Source organism: Paenibacillus sp. L3-i20 (assembly GCF_022180385.2).
GTDB lineage: Bacteria > Bacillota > Bacilli > Paenibacillales > Paenibacillaceae > Pristimantibacillus.
On record NZ_BQME02000002.1, the window covers coordinates 572,016 to 590,765 of the forward strand.

General features: G+C 40.9%; 16 protein-coding genes, 1 riboswitch and 1 other annotated feature. Of the genes, 15 read left to right on the forward strand and 1 reads right to left on the reverse strand.

The window, feature by feature from the left end; translation table 11 throughout:
- The first annotated feature begins 1 nt into the window (after position 1).
- From MFF31_RS15955 to MFF31_RS15985, 7 genes are all read left to right on the forward strand, one after another.
- Positions 2–1,003: a sensor histidine kinase gene (locus tag MFF31_RS15955; RefSeq protein ID WP_238189143.1), complete on the forward strand. Its 1,002-nt coding sequence runs from the start codon at positions 2–4 to the stop codon at positions 1,001–1,003.
- Between the two features lie 92 nt (positions 1,004–1,095).
- Positions 1,096–1,779, forward strand: a complete 684-nt coding sequence (locus MFF31_RS15960) for an ABC transporter ATP-binding protein (protein ID WP_238189144.1) — start codon at positions 1,096–1,098, stop codon at positions 1,777–1,779.
- Positions 1,776–4,379, forward strand: coding sequence for an ABC transporter permease (locus MFF31_RS15965; RefSeq protein ID WP_238189145.1), 2,604 nt, complete (start codon positions 1,776–1,778; stop codon positions 4,377–4,379). The genes MFF31_RS15960 and MFF31_RS15965 overlap by 4 nt, the downstream gene beginning before the upstream one ends.
- A 1-nt stretch (position 4,380) precedes the next feature.
- A complete protein-coding gene (locus MFF31_RS15970; RefSeq protein ID WP_238189147.1) occupies positions 4,381–4,638 on the forward strand; it encodes a hypothetical protein in 258 nt (85 codons plus the stop codon).
- A gap of 220 nt (positions 4,639–4,858) precedes the next feature.
- A complete protein-coding gene (locus MFF31_RS15975) occupies positions 4,859–5,014 on the forward strand; it encodes a hypothetical protein (RefSeq protein ID WP_238189149.1) in 156 nt (51 codons plus the stop codon).
- Positions 5,015–5,126: 112 nt separating this feature from the next.
- Positions 5,127–5,372 (forward strand): serine hydrolase, encoded by a 246-nt coding sequence (locus MFF31_RS15980; protein ID WP_375541362.1) that lies wholly within the window; start codon positions 5,127–5,129, stop codon positions 5,370–5,372.
- 329 nt (positions 5,373–5,701) lie between these two features.
- The gene (locus MFF31_RS15985) at positions 5,702–7,762 is read left to right on the forward strand and encodes a serine hydrolase domain-containing protein (protein ID WP_238189153.1); all 2,061 of its coding nucleotides are present in this window, start codon (positions 5,702–5,704) and stop codon (positions 7,760–7,762) included.
- A 176-nt stretch (positions 7,763–7,938) separates the two neighbouring features.
- On the opposite strand, the gene MFF31_RS15990 is transcribed toward MFF31_RS15985, so the two are convergent.
- A complete protein-coding gene (locus MFF31_RS15990) occupies positions 7,939–9,135 on the reverse strand; it encodes a DUF418 domain-containing protein (RefSeq protein WP_238189155.1) in 1,197 nt (398 codons plus the stop codon).
- A 276-nt stretch (positions 9,136–9,411) separates the two neighbouring features.
- Positions 9,412–9,648: a binding site (T-box leader), on the forward strand.
- A 56-nt stretch (positions 9,649–9,704) separates the two neighbouring features.
- Here MFF31_RS15990 and MFF31_RS15995 point away from each other — a divergent pair.
- From MFF31_RS15995 to cobS, 8 genes are all read left to right on the forward strand, one after another.
- Complete coding sequence (locus MFF31_RS15995) at positions 9,705–11,642, forward strand: arginine--tRNA ligase (protein WP_238189157.1); 1,938 nt, start codon at positions 9,705–9,707, stop codon at positions 11,640–11,642.
- Between the two features lie 306 nt (positions 11,643–11,948).
- Positions 11,949–12,162: riboswitch (cobalamin riboswitch) on the forward strand.
- Positions 12,163–12,330: 168 nt separating this feature from the next.
- The gene (locus tag MFF31_RS16000; protein ID WP_238189158.1) at positions 12,331–13,335 is read left to right on the forward strand and encodes a helical backbone metal receptor; all 1,005 of its coding nucleotides are present in this window, start codon (positions 12,331–12,333) and stop codon (positions 13,333–13,335) included.
- A 3-nt stretch (positions 13,336–13,338) separates the two neighbouring features.
- Positions 13,339–14,379, forward strand: a complete 1,041-nt coding sequence (locus tag MFF31_RS16005; RefSeq protein WP_238189161.1) for a FecCD family ABC transporter permease — start codon at positions 13,339–13,341, stop codon at positions 14,377–14,379.
- The gene (locus MFF31_RS16010; RefSeq protein ID WP_238189162.1) at positions 14,376–15,155 is read left to right on the forward strand and encodes an ABC transporter ATP-binding protein; all 780 of its coding nucleotides are present in this window, start codon (positions 14,376–14,378) and stop codon (positions 15,153–15,155) included. The genes MFF31_RS16005 and MFF31_RS16010 overlap by 4 nt, the downstream gene beginning before the upstream one ends.
- A 96-nt stretch (positions 15,156–15,251) precedes the next feature.
- Positions 15,252–16,316, forward strand: a complete 1,065-nt coding sequence (gene cobT, locus MFF31_RS16015) for a nicotinate-nucleotide--dimethylbenzimidazole phosphoribosyltransferase (RefSeq protein WP_238192064.1) — start codon at positions 15,252–15,254, stop codon at positions 16,314–16,316.
- 13 nt (positions 16,317–16,329) lie between these two features.
- Entirely contained in the window at positions 16,330–16,896 is a 567-nt protein-coding gene (cobU, locus tag MFF31_RS16020; RefSeq protein WP_238189164.1) for a bifunctional adenosylcobinamide kinase/adenosylcobinamide-phosphate guanylyltransferase, read from the forward strand.
- The gene (gene cbiB / locus MFF31_RS16025) at positions 16,893–17,873 is read left to right on the forward strand and encodes an adenosylcobinamide-phosphate synthase CbiB (RefSeq protein ID WP_238189166.1); all 981 of its coding nucleotides are present in this window, start codon (positions 16,893–16,895) and stop codon (positions 17,871–17,873) included. The genes cobU and cbiB overlap by 4 nt, the downstream gene beginning before the upstream one ends.
- Positions 17,855–18,676, forward strand: a complete 822-nt coding sequence (cobS, locus tag MFF31_RS16030; RefSeq protein WP_238189168.1) for an adenosylcobinamide-GDP ribazoletransferase — start codon at positions 17,855–17,857, stop codon at positions 18,674–18,676. Before cbiB ends, cobS begins: the two co-directional genes overlap by 19 nt.
- Positions 18,677–18,750 lie beyond the last annotated feature (74 nt).

The following is an 18,750-nucleotide window of genomic DNA, read 5'->3' on the forward strand; positions in this document are numbered from 1 at the left end:
TATGCTGCGTAATAGAGAGATCAAAATCCAATGCATTATAATGTGCTTAATCAGTCTAGCGGCAATAACTGCCGCTGCTTTTATTTCACTTGCTGCAGCGGTTCTCATTTTCATTACTTCTGTACTCCTAATTGGATGCAGCTTATTACATACGAGATGGAGATATCGTGAGATCGAAAGGCTTTCAGGATACTTACGGCAAATTAGCGGAGGAAATTACTCGCTTGATGTTCGTGATAATCAAGAAGGTGAGCTTAGTATTTTAAAAAACGATATTTATAAGGTGACTCTCAGATTATCCGAACATAGCTCTATCCTTCAACAAGATAAACTCAAGCTTACCGATGCGATTTCGGATATTTCTCATCAGCTCAAAACCCCGCTTACCTCCATGATGATGATGGTAGATTTATTAAGCGACGCTGATCTGCCGGTAGTTAAAAGAACTGAATTCACACGAAATATTCGGATTCAGCTTGAACGGATTGAATGGCTTGTATCTTCTTTATTAAAGCTTTCAAAAATTGATGCAGGTACAGTTTCCTTCAAAAAAGATCAAATTGTGGTAGGAAGGCTTATCCATAAAGCATTAGAATCTGTTCAAATCCCGATAGAAGTTAAGCAGCTAACGGTATCGATAACGGGTGAAGAAGCCGTTTCTTTTGTAGGTGATTTAAATTGGACAGCTGAAGCCTTGATCAATATTTTAAAAAATGGTGTAGAGCACACGCAGGAAGGCGGAATGATCGCCATTTCTTATTTAGAAAATGCGCTGTATACGGAAATGATCATTGCTGATAATGGAAAGGGCATTCCGAAAGCAGATCTTCCTTATATATTCAAGCGTTTCTATAAAGGGAAAAATGCCAGTGAAGGTAGTATCGGAATTGGTCTTGCAATGGCTCACAGTATTATAACTAGCCAAAACGGAGATGTAGAGGTTCAAAGCCTGCCAGCGAGCGGAACACAGTTCCGAATTAAGTTTTATAAACAAAGCGTATAAGGTTAAGTGACTAAACAGTCATTTATTAGTCACTTGATAGTCATTTTAGACAGCTATACTAAAACCAACAGCTAATTAATGGAGGTTTTAAAGTGGAAATATTAAAAATAGATCATCTGTCTAAAATATACGGCAAAGGTGAAACCGCAGTAAAGGCGCTTGATGATGTTTCATTTTCAGTGAAAAAAGGTGAGTTTGTCGCCATTATTGGTCCGTCAGGCTCGGGGAAATCAACGCTCCTTCATATGTTAGGCGGTGTGGACAGACCAACAACCGGTAAGGTGCTCATTGAAAATACGGATATTTATAAATTGAATGAAACACAGCTGGCGATCTTTAGACGTAGACAAATCGGTCTTATTTATCAATTTTATAACCTTATTCCGGTTCTAACCGTCGAAGAAAATATTACGCTGCCGATGCTGCTTGATGAACATAAGGTAGATAAAAAGCAATTTGATGATATCGTGAAGACGTTAAATCTACAAAGCCGCTTAGGCCATCTGCCCAATCAGCTTTCCGGCGGCCAACAGCAAAGGGTATCAATCGGTAGAGCGCTTATTAGCAATCCAGCTATTATGCTGGCTGATGAGCCAACGGGAAATTTAGACAGTAAAAATAGTGGTGAAATTATCGATTTACTAAAAATGTTCAATAAAACCTTCAATCAGACGCTAATTGTCATTACCCATGACGAGCGAATTGCTTTGCAAGCAGACCGAGTAATTGTGATTGAAGATGGGAGGATCGCCAAGGATGAGGTGGTTCGTCCATGAACATTGTAAATAAACTAACGATCAGACATCTGAAGCAAAATAAGAGACGTACGCTCGTTACGATGATTGGCGTCATCATTTCAGTCGCAATGGTAGCAGCTGTAGCAACGCTTGGCGTATCTTTTTTGGACTTAATGAAAAAGCAGTCGATTGCCGACAATGGAGAATGGCATGTTCTTTATAAAGATGTAAATAAAGATCAGCTTGAAGCGATCCAAAAAGATGGAGAAACAAAAAGTGTTGTTATCACAAGAGATCGCGGTTACGCTCCATTAACAGGGTCACAAAATGTAAACAAGCCTTATTTATTTATCAAGGAGTATAATGATCGAGGCTTTGAACAGTTTCCGATTGAACTAAATAGGGGACGTTTTCCGCAATCCGAGAATGAGGTCGTTTTGTCAGAGGAAATTGCCTCAAACGCTAAGGTAGAATATAAGATAGGTGATCGATTAACATTTGGAGTCGGTCAACGGATTTACACAAATAGTTCGGGTGAAGAGCAACTACTCAATCAGAACATTGGATTAAATCCGGACTCAATTGATGAAACATTAAAAAACAAAATAACTGAAAGTTATACGGTTGTAGGATTTATAAAGCGTCCCACATGGGAGCCGACATGGGCGCCCGGCTATACGGTCGTAACCTATGCGGATGAAAGCTTGATTGAAGCAAACGAAACCGTAGATGCATCTGTATTACTAAAGAATGTGAAAAAATCCTTGTACACGCATGCGGAAACTTTGGCGAAGGGAACTAATATAGATATATCGTCCATTAATTATAATAAAAGCTTGCTGCGTTACTACGGTGTAACGAACAATGATGGATTGCAAGCGACACTATTTTCATTAAGCGCCATAGTTATGGGAGTTATTATCGTTGGGTCAGTCTCATTAATATATAATGCTTTTGCTATCTCGGTCTCAGAGCGGTCTCGCCATTTAGGCATGTTATCGAGTGTCGGGGCTACGAAAAGACAGAAGAGAAACTCTGTTTTTTTTGAGGGAGCTATTATTGGTGCGATTAGTATTCCAATTGGAATCGTTTGTGGTCTTATTGGAATTAGTATAACGTTCTCTTTCATTAACTCCACAATCAAAGGAGCGATGGGAGTAACTGAAAAGCTATCTTTAGTCGTTACCCCCTATTCCATTCTGATTGCCTGTGCGGTTTCCATATTGACGATTTTCATATCCACTTATATCCCGGCAATGCGTGCATCTAAGATATCTGCTATTGATGCCATTAGGCAGTCCATAGATATTAAGCTTACAGGTAAGGTAGTGAAGACATCGAAGTTCATTCGTAAGTTATTCGGCATCGAAGCGGAAATTGGTTTGAAAAATTTAAAAAGAAACAAACGAAGGTATCAAGCAACTGTATTTTCACTCGTCATTAGCATCGTTCTCTTTTTAGCCGTTTCTTATTTCACTGATAATATGAAGAAATCGCTTGAGTTGTCACAGAGTGGTGTGAATTATGATATTCAAGTATCAACAGGGAGTGGGGAAATAAGTGATCGAGTTTTAAATGCGATAATTTCTCTGGATGATATTACGGAATATAGTGTTATGAAACAAATATCAATGAACGCATGGATTCCAGAGGCAGAACTCGCTAAAGAGTTGCAAGAGCAGGTAAAAGTAGATCCAACTCTCTTAAGTAACGGGAAATACCAGTACTATATTTCTTTCAATGCATTAGATCACAAAAACCTTCAAGCTTATGCCGAGCAAGTAGGTGCAGATTACAATCAGCTTATTGATCCTGATCCGAAAAATTTGTCAGCCATTGTAATTGATACAGTCCCTTATGAGGATGCAGTGGCAGGGAAGTATGTTGAAACCAAGATGGTTCATAAAAAGCTTGGTGATCGCTTAGATTTGTTCGTTAAAGAAGGGGAAGCAGGATTAGAGACGAAGCTTAAAAAAGTGAAAATCGCTCAATTAACAGACCAGTTTCCAATGGGGGTTAGTTCAGGGGGATTAGGAGATATAACTATCATTGGATCTGCGCAAGTCATGAATCAACTGATTGCGGATATGAATAATGCTCATAGCTATTCAAAGCTATACCTGAAAAGTGCAGATCCAATGGCTACTCAGCAGGAAATAGAAGAGATGGAAGAGAGCCATATGAATGTTTACAATGTGTTTCAAGGTAGACAGCAGGAAGAACAGATGATTTTTTTAATGTCTGTATTCTCTTATGGCTTTATCCTGCTCATTACGGCGATATCGGTTGCGAATATATTTAATACGATTTCGACGAGTATATCACTGCGAAAACGGGAATTTGCTATGCTGAAATCTGTAGGTATGACACCAAAAGGCTTTAATAAAATGATGAATTACGAAAGTATATTTTATGGAATCAAGTCATTGTTCTACGGACTCCCAATCAGTGTAGTTGTGATGTGCCTCATTCACAAGTCATTAATGAACAGCTTTAGCTATCCGTTCGTACTTCCATGGATAAGTATTATTTATGTCATTATTGCTGTCTTTGTTATTGTTACCTCAGCCATGTTGTACTCCAGCTCCAAAGTGAAAAAAGAAAATATTATAGATGCTTTAAAGCAGGAGAGCATTTAGCGTGGCGGTTGATATGAGAGTGACTAAGCACCAAGAGGTGAGACGGAAAGCAGAAGTATTGAAGCAATACGAAGTTTACGGTTATCAAGTTGCTTATTATTTGCTAGAAGATGAAGCTCTAGCAATGCAAGCCGCTACCAGGGCTTTAATTGACCTTTTAAAAGATGATGAGTTTTTTGACGAACTTCATATTCATCAGAAGCAAAAAGTAAAGCGTGTCTTTATGAAGCATTCGTTATTAACGAGAGGCTCGCTTTAATTAATTATGAAGAAGAGTCTATCCTACGTCAGCATAATGCTGCGTGATAGACTCTTTTGTGTTTATCTAAGAATGATTCAAAAACCGATGGCAATACAATTTGTGAATTTATAGTTTTATTTTTAAAAAAATAATTTGCATATTTGAAAACAATTGGGAAGTGATGGTCGTACTATTAGGATGCAAGAAAATAATGTAAATCAATTTGAGGAGGTAGAAGATGAAGAAAAAATTTAATCTGATTATGATTTTAGCCCTCGCCTTAGCGATGCTTAGTCCAGTGGGGGTTACTGCTGCAAAAGAAGAACGAACAGCGAAATCAGTGGCAGAGCAGAAAGCAAAGATATTAATGGAGAAATACAACACGACTAGTTAGATCGAATTATCCGGCCATGCAGGACCCCATAGAGTGTATACAGCCGCTCCCGTAACAGCAGAATCGATGTACACTCTCGGTGTATGCCAATGATGGATTTACATAAGTTGAGATTCTAGTAGAGCGTATAAGTGGTATGGACTTTACTAGTTTCATCCATAAGTACATTACAGAACCGTTGGATATGAGACATACAAAGACGCAACAGGACGATATTGAAGATGAACAACTTGCAGGCGTATACGCACCACATTATAAGGGGGAGATTCCTCGTGACTCAATCAATGTGATTAGTACAGGAAGTATTGTTTTCATTGGGGAAGTTGGAGCACAGTTTGGCCTTACATGGAAGAAGTAATTGCACTTATAATTTAATATAAAGGTACACGAAGCCCAACAAGCTAATTGCTTGTTGGGCTTATTTAGGCTATCTACTAGTAATTCGCCAATCGCTAGAGTAATTCGTAACTTAAATCACGAAATTAGTCACTAATGAATTCGATCACATCTACAAAAATGTACCCACAGCATCGACAACTTTTTTTAAATTGCCCAGTCTATGGGTAGCAAATTAGTAGTTATGTATTAAAAACAAACTTTTTTGCAAGAATTGGAAACGATTAGACAATAGTAGACGTACTACTAGAGTTCATGAAAATAATGTAAATTAATATGAGGAGGTAGAAAATGAAGAAGAAAGTGAATCTGATTATGATTGTAGCCCTCGCCTTAGCGATGTTTACTCCAGTAGGAGCAACTGCTGCTAAAGATGAGCGTTTAGCTGTGTCAGTAGCAGAACAGAAAGCAAAGTTATTAATTGAGAAGTACGGTACAACTAGTATTCAGTATGCCTTAATTGATAACGGGAAGATCGAATTGTCCGGTCAGGCAGGTGCTCATCGTGTGTCCTCAGCCGCTCCTGTAACAGCAGAATCGATGTATTCGATTGGTTCAACGAGTAAAGTGTTTACAGCTGTCGCAGTTATGAAATTAGTTGAGCAAGGGAAAGTAGAACTAGATAAGCCCGTAACGAATTACATAACGGACTTCAAGATGAAAGACGAACGCTATAAGCAAATTACGCCTCGTATGTTAGTGAATCACTCTGCGGGATTTTCTGGATCGACATTTCCGAATGGCTTTTTGTTCGATGATGATGATACAGCCGCACACGATAACTTGTTAACTCATTTGTCTACACAGAGATTGAAGGCTGATCCAGGTGCATTCTCGGTGTACTCAAATGATGGATTTACGTTAGCTGAGATTTTAGTAGAGCGTGTAAGTGGTATGGACTTTACAAGTTTTCTCCATAAGCATATTACAGAACCGTTAAATATGAAAAATACGAAGACGCAGCAGGACGATATCAAGGATGAACAACTTGCCGGCGTATACGCACCACATTATAAGGGGGAGCTTCCTCGTGATTCAGCCAATGTGATCGGTGCAGGAGGCATTGTCTCAACAGCTGAAGACTTGGTGAGTTTCTCGCAAATATTTACTGGCCATGCCAACGGTTTGCTCACGAATTCATCTGTATCCGCAATGAGCAATGCAGAATATCGTAATGGGATATGGCCGAAGGAAGCAGATTCGATTATAGGCTATGGACTCGGTTGGGACAGTGTGGATGCATTCCCGTTCAAAGATTATGGCATTAAGGCGCTCGTGAAGGGCGGCGACACGTTGTTGTCTCATGCGATATTGATCGTACTTCCTGAACATAAGATGTCTATGGCAGTTGTATCGTCAAGAGGTTCGAGTTCACTCAATCAGTTGTTCGCTACAGAAGTATTATTGACTGCATTGCAAGAAAAAGGAATCATTAAGGAACGGAAGCCAACGAAATCTTTCGGATTGCCGATAAAGGCGGTTATGCCGAAAGAATTGACGAAGTATTCAGGGATCTATGCAGCTATGCATCATTTGAACAAGATCGTCGTTAAGGAAGATGGCCAACTTGTAGCAAGTTCAGTCACAGTCCCACAAATACCAGCGGCAACTTATACGTATACGGCAGATGGTTCCTTTGTCAGTGCAGATGGCAATGAGAAAGTTCGAATCGTAACCGAGAAGAACGGTCATACGTACTTATCTAGCGATTTATACCAACATATTCCTGATCTTGGTCAAGTGGCGTTGTCACAGTATTCTGCACAAAAGCTAGAAGATCATAAATTAACTGATGAAGTTGCAGCAGCTTGGGCAAAGCGTCAAGGTAAGATGTACTTTACAGTAAGTGAGAAATACACTTCTCAAGTTTACTTTATAGTTCCCCCAGTTATGGGTGTGACCATATCACCTGATGCGCCGGGTTATTGGTTAGGCGGCAAGATTACAGGGACTAATGAAGCGCTCAATGTGGTGCAAATTCCTGGAGTGAATGGACGTGATACGTTGGACTCCTCATTCCGAACAGAGAACAATGTCGAGTATCTCACCGCATCGGGTAGTGTATACGTAAGCCAAGATGGCGTGAAGCAACTCTTCGTTGGACCTAAAGCGAAAGTTACGATTCAAGAAAACGGTTATGCAAGATGGTTCAAGATTCCAGATAGTGCAACAGGCAAGACATTAAGTGTGAAGAAACCTGAAGAAAGTGCATTCGTGGTATACGATCAGTCGTTTGTTCCCATAAATCATTCCTATATTAGTGGATCAAATGAAGTAAAGATCCCAGCGGGTGCGACGATTGTATTTATCGGGGAAGACGGAGCACAGTTTGATCTTACTTGGAAGAAGTAATTGCACTTATAACTTTATAACAAGTTAAACGAAGCCCCACGAGCTAATTGCTTGTGGGGCTTTTTTTAGGATCGTTGCCAGATTCGATCAATAAAAGCTATGGAACATATTAATATCTCTATCAGAAGCGGCACGTACGAAATTTTATTACTAAGTGGCTATTTTACGGTTACCGATTATAAAATGCTTTGTTTGTTTTTTTGTCTATTATTTTTATTAACTAATTTTCTCATTAAAAACTCCAATGGACCATTCAAATTTTTCTTTTCCAACACTGTAGCCAAAATAACAGAGAAAATCCATATTCCTACAGCAATTAAAGCAGAAATACCATAACTAACCTTTCCTCCCAAATCAAGTGCGATTGGCGATAGGAATAGGACCAGCATCGCTTCGTTCCAAACATAAAACGTTAATGAACGTTTTCCTAAAGCCATTATCGAAAGAGTAAAGGGTCCTGTTTTTCTCAGCTTTGCCCCAATTATTCCAAAGATTGCAGCATAGGCTAGCCCTCCAGCGATTCCAGTTAATATGTGGACCCCGTATATTAGGCCTGCAGTAAACAAACCTGGGTGCCATGTTGTTCCTAATAAGGACAAAGGTAATGCTCCCAATAAGGAAATGATTAAACCGATACCAGTTATCATATAAAGTGGTTTCAACTTATTCTCTGGATTTGTTAATAATTGAGATCTAGCTATCCACATGCCAAGTAGGATGGAAGGAAGGACTGGAATCATTAAATGAATAAAAGCTGGAATGAATGGGAAGGTAATCAAACTTAATAATGTTTTCTTAAAGTAGGTGTCTGTAGCAGAAATCTCCGAGGGAAAACCATAGTCACCGGTGCCTATCATAAATAATCCCCATATTATTGGAACAACAATGCTAGAGCAAATTGTGACAATAATAAAGGTTCGAATCAAAGTTTTATTGTTACGTAGTAATAGCCAGCTCACCATAAGCCCACCTATTCCGTAGGCCATAAGAATATCTTGACCACCAATAACAACTGCTAAAATAAAACCAAATCCAATCAAATACCAACAACGCTTTTGTATCTTTTTACGTGCATCTTTATCCGTTTTACCTTTAGAAATTTGACTATTAAATGCCAACACTAACCCATACCCAAATAATACAGCAAACATCGCTCTTGCTCTGTTATCAATAAAAAACTTGCCAAATAAGTTTACCATTTGATCAAAGAAGCTAATAGCCTCACCTCGATGCATAATCCCAGGCTCAAGTGTATACAAAAATAGAGGTGCATGTGCAAGTGCAATTAGCAGTAGCATCGTACCGCGTGCAAGATCCAATGAAACAGCTCGTTTTTTTCCCTCCGATGTATTAGATTTCGTCAACAGGGACATTTCATTCAACTCCTGAATTCAAATTTATGATCGATTGGTCAGAAATTTGATTGATCGATCAATTTAAATATAACAGGGATTTAAGGTTTTGTAAAATTAGAAATTAAAATCGTCTCTGTAAAAAACGAGTAGCTATATTAATCGTACGTGCCATTGCTGGGAGTTGATGTTGGATCGGTAGATGAATGTTTAACATTTATTACTCAAATGAAATCTTGACAACAAACAATATTTGTTTTATAAATACGAATAAGATAAAAACTGAATTTTCAAATAACAATATCAATGAACGGGATAGTAGTCCAAAGAGGATAGTTACAGCGAGCCGGGTTAGTGGAAGCCGGTACGGAGCTTTTAGATGAAGCGGACCCGGGAGATGGTTGCCTGAACGAGTGAATTTATGCTAAGTAGGGTAATTCGGTCAATGACCGTTAAAGCAATCGAGAGGTTGATTCCTATTACGGAATCGGCTAATTGGAGTGGCACCACGGGAGAAAAGCTCTCGTCTCTATGTTTTAGAGACGAGAGCTTTTTTGTGCTTTTATTACCTTTAGAGGAGGAGAAACAAAATGATTAGTAACTTGTTGAAGCAGAAACTGGAGCAAGTGACGGAAAAGCTATTGCAAACGGAAGGGATGACACAATCTCGACCAATAAAGAATCAAATTGAGAGACCAATGAATGAAGAACATGGGGAATACAGCAGCAATGTAGCTATGCAATTAGCTAAGTTGCTTAAGCGTTCACCTATTGATATTGCCCGTTTTTATCAACAACAGCTGGAAAAGGAAACAGATCTAATCGACATGGTTGCTACCATTGAAGTCGCTCCACCTGGGTTTATCAATTTTCATATCCATTGGAAAAATTGGGCCTTGAATTCGAGTGGAACTAACCAAATCGAGCAATCAAGAGGTCTCAAAACATTGATTGAGCATACGTCTATCAACCCAAATAAATCTGCTCATATTGGTCATCTGCGTAATTCTTGTATCGGGGATACACTAGCTAGAATGCTTCGCCATCAAGGTCATGAGGTGGAAGTTCATAATTATATCGATGATTTAGGCAATCAATTGGCGGATACGGTTGTTGGATTGCTACGTTCCACAATTGAGGGTGAATATAAACGGTTTGGTGATTTTTGTTGGGAGACATATAGTGCTGTGAATAAAGCTTATAAAAGCGATCCAAAGTTAACGGATGTCCGTTCTAACATGCTTCAGCAATTAGAAGAAGGGGATAATGCAATGGCTTGGCTCGGATTGCTTGTAGCGGAACGTATCGTTAAAGAACATGTAGAGGAGATGAACGGATTTGGCATCAACTACGATGTTTTGGTATGGGAAAGCGACATAGTAAGGGAAGGTTTCTGGTCGGAAACATTTCACAAGTTACAGCAAACATCCGTCTTTCTTCAAGAGCAAGATGGTAAATTAACTGGTTGTTGGGTATTAAAAGCAGACGGTAATAAATGTGATGTAGCAGCACAGTTGACTGACGAGAAAACCGAAGATATTATTGGGCAGCAGGATGGAAAAGAACTTTGTGATGAAGAAAACAGTAGTTATCAAGAGGATAAAGTGCTTGTTCGTTCGAATGGTGTATTAACGTATACCGCTAAAGATATTGCTTATCACCTTTGGAAATTTGGACTGCTAGAGAAGGATTTCCAATACAAAAAGTTTAGCGATAAGTTATGGACAACAAGCAGAGTAGGAAAGAAAAAACGGATCGGTTTTGCAGACAGAGTTATTAATGTCATTGATCAGCGTCAACAATATCCACAATTGATGGTGAAGGAAGCTTTGGTGGCACTAGGCTACGAAAAGCAGGCACAGCATTTACATCATGTCAGTTATGGCGTCGTTTCATTAAGCCCTGAAACAGCAAGGGGTCTAGGAATTGATACTTCAGAAGGTAAACGTGCATACGCAATGTCCGGGCGCCAAGGAATTGGAGTCAAAGTATCTGATATGTTAGACGAGATGGAGAGAGTTGTTGGCGAGAAGCGTTCACGTAAAGGAGGTTTGTCCAGTCGTAAAATTGCAGCCGCAGCTATTCGGTACTATCTTCTGAAATATCATTTACAAACGGAGGTGGTATTTGATTTACAGCAAGCTACGGAAACGACCGGAAATACGGGCGTATATTTGCTCTATACGTATGCTCGCGCGTCCACCCTTCTAAAGAAAAAAGAAATAGAAGGATTTAGAACTGAGCTGCCTTCCTTTGCGAATCTGGAGAAGCAAGAGCGTAGTTTGCTCAGACTGCTAGCCTATTGGCCAGAGACGCTTCAAGTTGCTGAGCGTGAATTATCTCCCAATGTATTATGCACGTATGGATATGAGTTATCGGCTGCATTTAACCATTTCTATGCTACATGCCCTATTCTAAAAGCGGATGAAGGAAAGAAGTCCCTTCGTATATGGCTGTCTCAAAAGTGCAAAGGAACGCTTCATGAAGTGTTTACGATTGTTGGATTGCCAACGCCAGATCGGATGTGATCGTTTGTTAGATGATCATGCAATTCTACTAACACTCATATAGTGTTAAGCGAAGGTACAAGCTCCTGCGAATTAGACTTTTGCAGCTTTTGGCTATCTTAAGCCTTGGATGGCAGGTACAGCGATGGCTCTTAGCTCGGTATCCGTTGTAGCTAATGCGCTTTTTTAAAAGTCACGATTAATGAAAGCAAATGGAAGAGATTACGATTGATTTTCAATTGGACAAAAGAGGGAAACGAGTGTATAGTAACTACTGATCATTTTTATAATTAAACTGGTGCCGAAACGACAAGAATGAATAGGGTTTATAGCAAATTTTGCTCCTAATCACTCCGTTTTAGCTTAATAGGGAAGCCGGTGTAATTCCGGTACGGACCCGCCACTGTGAGGACAGCAGCGTAAGGATGAGTTAATCCTATACGCAGCTATCGCCGTTGCAATATGTCACTGAGCGTTTGCTCGGGAAGACGCAACTAAGCGAAATCCAAGTCAGGAAACCTGCCTGTTTAAAATAACGCTATAACCTACGTGGACTTAGGGTGGTGTTGGAGAAGCTTATTTTCGCCTTGTTAAAGGCGTTTTTAGGAAGCATTTCCGGCACAATTGCCGGGAATGTTTTTTTGTTTTGCAGCTGGATATGTGAAAGTGTCTCGCTCGTAATCTCATACATAACTTAGGAGTGGATGAAATGATGAAGGCAAACCGATTGACGACAATGAAAACAGTAATGAGCATGTTACTCATCATGATGATGGTGTTCCTTGCAGCTTGCGGTGGGAACTCGGCAAAAGAAGGCGCTGGTTCACAGCCGGAACAAACAGCAACAATCGCTCCATCAGCAGAACCTACTAAAGTTGCAGAAGTAGCTGCTGAGACAACATACCCTTTGACTGTTAAAGATGCCACTGGAACAGATGTAACATTTGAGAAAGCTCCAACAGCAATTGTTACACTTGTAGCAAGTGAAACGGAAACGATATTTGCTATCGGTGCTGGTGCGAACGTAGTTGGTGTTGATGAGTGGAGCAATTATCCAGAAGCAGCATTGTCCGTTTCAAAAGTCGGCGATATGGTAACAAATATTGAAGCTGTTACAGCATTAAATCCTGATCTGATATTGGCGTCCTCTTCCATGAATGCAGATGCAATTGCTAAGCTTCGTGAACTAAAGTTGAATGTCTTTGCAACAGATCCAAAAACGTATGATGATGTTATTACGAAGATAGAAGAAATCGGTAAAATCGTGAACATGCAAGCAGGAGCAAATAAAGTTACAACACATATGAAAGAAGTTAAGGCAAAAGTAACAGAATCAGTAAAAGATGCTGAAAAGAAAAAAGTATACTTAGAATTTTCACCAGGTTGGACAGTCGGATCCGGAGAGTTTCTTGATGAGTTGTTGACGTTAGCAGGTGGTCAAAATATCGCGGCTGCTGGTAAAGGTTGGTTCGAAGTAAATGCGGAAGAAATCATTACACAAAATCCACAGCTGATCATTTATCCAGATATGGGCGAAGAGAAAAGTTCTATCTTAGCTGGAATTGAATCCCGTCCAGGCTGGGAAGCAATCGATGCAGTGAAAAATAAACAGATGTTCCAGGTTACACAAGATCCACTAGTTCGTGTAGGTCCTCGTCTTGCGGATGGATTGCTTGAGATGGCGAAAGTTATTCATCCTGAGCTTGTTAAATAAGCGATGAATATGAAATTATTGACGTATGGAGGAGCAGCCTTGCTCCTTCTTGCTGTTTCTATGATCGCAAGCTTGTCAATTGGTTCAGCTGGCATTTCTTTCTTAGATGTATGGGGAATTATCATTCATCAATTGCCATGGATGCCTGATGCTGCGCAAAGTTGGACCAGCGGTGAAATTGCAGTCATTACCCAAGTCAGAATGTCACGAGTGCTGTTAGCTTTATTAGTTGGAGCGTGTCTTGCGCTTGCTGGGGCTGGATTTCAAGGTGTTCTCCGAAACCCGCTTGCAGAACCATATACACTTGGAGTTGCATCAGGTAGTTCTGTTGGTGCGGCTTTTATTATTTTGTTCGGTTTTCAATTAGCAATCGGAATATGGACGATACCTGTTGTTGCATTCTCAACAGGCATTGTAACGTTGTTTGCTGTTATTTGGCTGTCCCGTTCGAATGGAACGATGCATATTCAGACGGTTATTTTGTCCGGCGTAATTATTCAATCCTTTTTAGGTGCGTTTGTTTCACTAATGGTTTCGATGTCTCAGGGAGTCGTTAACCAAGTACTATTTTGGATAATGGGATCGCTTGCGCTTAAAAGCTGGGATCATGTTTACATGGTCATTCCTTTTTTGGTGATCGGCTTGCCTGTGCTCCTCTATTTCTCACAGCCATTAAATTTATTTGTTCTAGGGGAGCGTCATGCCGCTCATCTTGGTGTGAAAGTTGAACGAACGAAGCTAGTCGTACTTATTATTTCAACTTTACTGACGGCGGCCGCGGTTTCTGTTTCGGGTGTTATCGGCTTTGTTGGACTTGTTGTACCACATGTCATTCGAATCATTGCAGGACCAGATTATCGTATTCTCATTCCTTTGTCTGCTGTAGGCGGAGGAATATTTATGTTATGGGCGGATACGCTGGCTCGAACGGTGTTCAGTCCAAAGGAGCTCCCACTAGGTGTAGTTACGGCATTGATAGGTGCACCGTTCTTTGCTTACTTGCTTCATCGGCAAAGGAAACTGGAAGGGGATATGAAGCAATGACAATGGAAGTACAACATATCTCCCAGACCGTTCAAGGGAATTCTGTCCTTCATGACATTTCTCTTCAATTCGAGGATGGGCGGTTCTACGGCATTATTGGACCGAATGGAGTTGGGAAATCGACATTGCTTCATATTCTCGCGGGAACGGATGCTCCTTCTAAAGGGACCATTTTGCTAGATGGCAAAGGGTTGAACGATATACCTCGAAAGTCATTAGCTCGCAGAATGGCTGTTTTACAGCAAGGTGGACTTCCTCCGGTTGGCTTCTCTGTAAGAGAAGTTGTTGGAATGGGTAGATACCCGTACCAAAATTGGCTTGGTGGAGAAGATGCGGATGTTGAAACCATTATCGATGAAGCATTAGCGGTTATGGGACTAAACGAATTACAGCATCGGAAGTTGCATCAACTAAGTGGAGGAGAACGGCAACGAGTAGCGCTTGCTAAATTAATGGTGCAGAAACCTGATATTTTACTACTCGATGAACCAACCACCTACTTAGATATTGGCTTTCAAATTGGATTACTTGATACAGTCCGTAAGTGGCAACGTGAGCAGGGACTGCTCGTAATTGCTGTACTACACGACTTGAATCTAGCAGCTCTATATTGTGATGAAATTATTGCCATGCATAGAGGGAAAGTAGCTGCAACTGGGACGCCGGATAATGTGCTTATACCAAACATTATTGATGATATATATAGCACCAAAACAATAGCAATTAAGCACCCCATTACGGGGGTACCACAACTAATCCTACAACCGGAAATATGAGCTATCTTGAGGAAGGGCAAACAAGGAGGAATTATGGTGAGTGAGTTTGAAAATAACGATAGGAAAGATCAAGAAATTGGCGGAATGACTGGGCAAATGAATGTAAGCAGAGAATCGCAACTGGCTAACATTCTAAATCGTATTCGACCATTTAATGAGGAAGTTGCAGAGCGTGCGATTCGTCATTCAGATAACTTAACAAAACCACCGGGGAGCTTAGGTAAATTAGAAGCTATCGCTCGTCAACTGGCAGGAATTACGGGACAATTGTGGCCAGACGTATCGCGTAAAGCAGTTATTATTATGGCGGGTGATCATGGCGTATGTGAAGAAGGGATCAGTGCTTTTCCACAAGCTGTCACACCACAGATGGTGCTTAACTTTTTGAATGGAGGCGCAGCGGTTAATGTGTTGGCAAGACAAGCTAAAGCAGATGTAATATGTGTCGATATTGGCGTTGCAGCCGATCTGGAGCATGGATCTTTAGTTAGTCGCAAAGTGGTTCGCGGTACACGGAACATGGCAAAGGAAGCAGCGATGACACGTGAAGAGACGCTTGAAGCAATTATGATTGGTGTCTCCGTCGTCGAGGAACAAGTGAAGAAAGGTATTCGTCTTTTCGCAACTGGCGAGATGGGTATAGGCAATACGACAGCTAGCGCTGCAATAACTTCAGTACTTGCCGGTATTGCCCCAGCACAAGCCGTTGGTCGTGGGACGGGTATTAATGACGCAACATTTGCTCACAAAATAGAAGTGGTGCATAGGGCAATTACGCTAAATAATCCTGATGCAAATGATCCAATCGATGTACTTGCAAAAGTAGGCGGTGCGGAAATTGCAGGGTTAGTTGGAGTTATAATTGGAGCAGCGGCAAACGGGTGTCCTGTTGTCATTGATGGTTACATTTCATCTACAGCGGCATTAGTCGCGACTAAGTTGTCCGAACGGACTATTCCTTATATGATCGCATCCCACCTTTCGCAAGAGCAAGGACATATGGGACTAATGACTGCACTCGGATTATCGCCAATGATTCAACTTGAGATGCGTCTAGGTGAAGGGACTGGTGCTGTATTATGCTTCCATTTCATTGATGCATCACTTAAGTTGATGCAAGAGATGGCGACCTTTGACAGTGCAGGTATTTCAAAAGGATAATCGGGAGGCTACTATGGCTATTCTAGTAACGGGCGGAGCGAGAAGTGGCAAAAGCAGATTTGCTGAAAACTACGCTAGTCGAGTCAGTAGCAATGGGATCTATATTGCCACTTGTCAGCCCTATGACGAAGAGATGAAGGAACGTATCCATCAGCATAGGATAGATAGGCATACTACTGGTTTTGAATGGGAGACGATGGAAGAGCCTTTTCAAGCAGCTGAACTACTGAATAAATTGGCGAAACGGCCAAATGTATCTCTTGTCCTGCTCGATTGTTTGACGCTGTGGCTGACGAATTGGCTGCTGCGTTATGAAGAGGGCGAGAATAATGAGCTCAACCTACAGGCAGAAGTGGATCGCCTGATTGAAGCAATCGAACGGTTTCCTTATAAGTTGATCATCGTAACGAACGAAGTTGGAGACGGTATTGTTCCCGTATATGCACTTGGAAGACAATTTCGAGATGAAGCGGGTAGATTAAATCAACGAATTGCTGCCATTTGTGATCGAGTATTTCTAGTAACAGCTGGTATTCCAGTTGATTTGAAGGCAATTGCATTTCGATGGGAAGATCTATGATGTTTTACAGCTATCAAGAGCTTCTATTGTTATGTGCAGCTGCTATCGTAATCGATTGGATTATAGGTGATCCAAAGTGGCCTACCCATCCTGTCATTTGGATTGGAAGGTTAATAGGTTGGCTTGAGAAATTACTTGCGCCAGCACGTTATGGAGATCGGCCAATTCATGTAAAGTTGCTAGGTGTAATACTCGCTGTGGCCACATTAATATCAAGCTGGCTCATCATGTGGTTATTTGTATGGATAGCCGATGCGATTCATCTTTGGTTTGGCTATGCCGTTACGGCATGGATTATCTCCACAACCATTGCTGTTAAGGGCTTGAAGGATGCAGCAATGCTTGTATACATTCCATTAGTTAGCGGAGATATGACAAATGCTCGGAAGTATGTCGGATATGTCGTCGGACGTGATACAAGCGAACTGAATGAAAGTGAAGCGGCACGCGCAGCAGTGGAGACTGTAGCGGAAAATACGGTTGATGCTTTTGTTGCCCCGATTTTGTTCGGATTGTTAGGTGGAGCACCGCTTGCGATGATCTATCGTGCGACGAATACGTTAGATTCAATGGTTGGCTATCGCAATGAAAAATATTTACATTTCGGCTGGTGTTCCGCTCGCTTAGATGATGTGTTCAACTATGTCCCTGCGAGAGTAACCGGACTTTTGATTTTCATTATTGCTTGGATAACACCAAGCCTGAACGCTGGTAGAAGCCTTAAAGCTGTTCGGAAGTATGCTCATCTTCATCCTAGTCCGAATAGCGGAATACCTGAATCAGCAGTTGCAGGAGCACTTGGTATTGAGCTTGGAGGTTTCAATAGTTATTTCGGTGTAAAAAGTGAACGGGCACGGATGGGATGGCCGACAAGACCACTTGGTCCGAGTGATATTAAATCTACTATTCAAATACTATACGGTGTAAGTGTTATTTTATTGGCAGGAGTGATAATGACGTGGATGATCATAAAATAAAGCTACAAGCGAAGGCGTGTATAGCCGCGTTTCAATTTTTAACACGGTTGCCGATTCCGGTATCAGTTCCTTTCGAAAAGCCTATTTTGACAAGAAGTGTGATCTATTTCCCGCTGACTGGAGCTTTTATTGGATTAGTAGTTGGACTACTTGCTTGGCTACTTAGTTTTATATTGCCGCCATGGCCTTCAGCTGTTATCGTTCTTGCAATTTGGACGGCGTTATCGGGGGGGTTACATCTGGATGGTTGGATGGATACAGCAGATGGCGTGCTTAGCCACCGAACAAGAGAACGTATGTTAGAAATTATGAAGGACAGTCGGGTTGGTGCGATGGGCGTACTTGCGGCTGTTCTTCTATTGCTTTTAAAGGCATCGTTATTGACTGAACTTATTGCAGGTGAGAGTCACGGCAAAGTGCTGTCATTGGTATCGATTTTTGTTATTTCAGCTAGCTGGAGCAGAGCATGGATGGCAATCGCTATAGCGGGATGGTCTCCAGCAAGAGAAAATGAAGGTGTAGGTTCATTATTTAATGGCGTTAAACGAAAATGGACAGTGTTGTCAGTAAGTTTGGCCGCCATTATTTCTTATACAACATTAATTATTAATGACATAAACTATATAAATTCTTTGTTAATCGTCATTGCTGCTGGTCTAGTCACCATAATTTGCGGTTACTTCTTGGCATCGTGGCTTAATAAAAAGTTAGGCGGACTTACAGGTGATACATATGGTGCTATGAACGAGGCTGTTGAACTTGCGATATTGCTCGGTGCAGTAGTTTGGTTCTATACAACGTAATCAGCCTTCGTAAGTGCTTTCGTACTGTACTTAATTAGACTTTACTATATGAATGAACAGATAATAATTTCAGA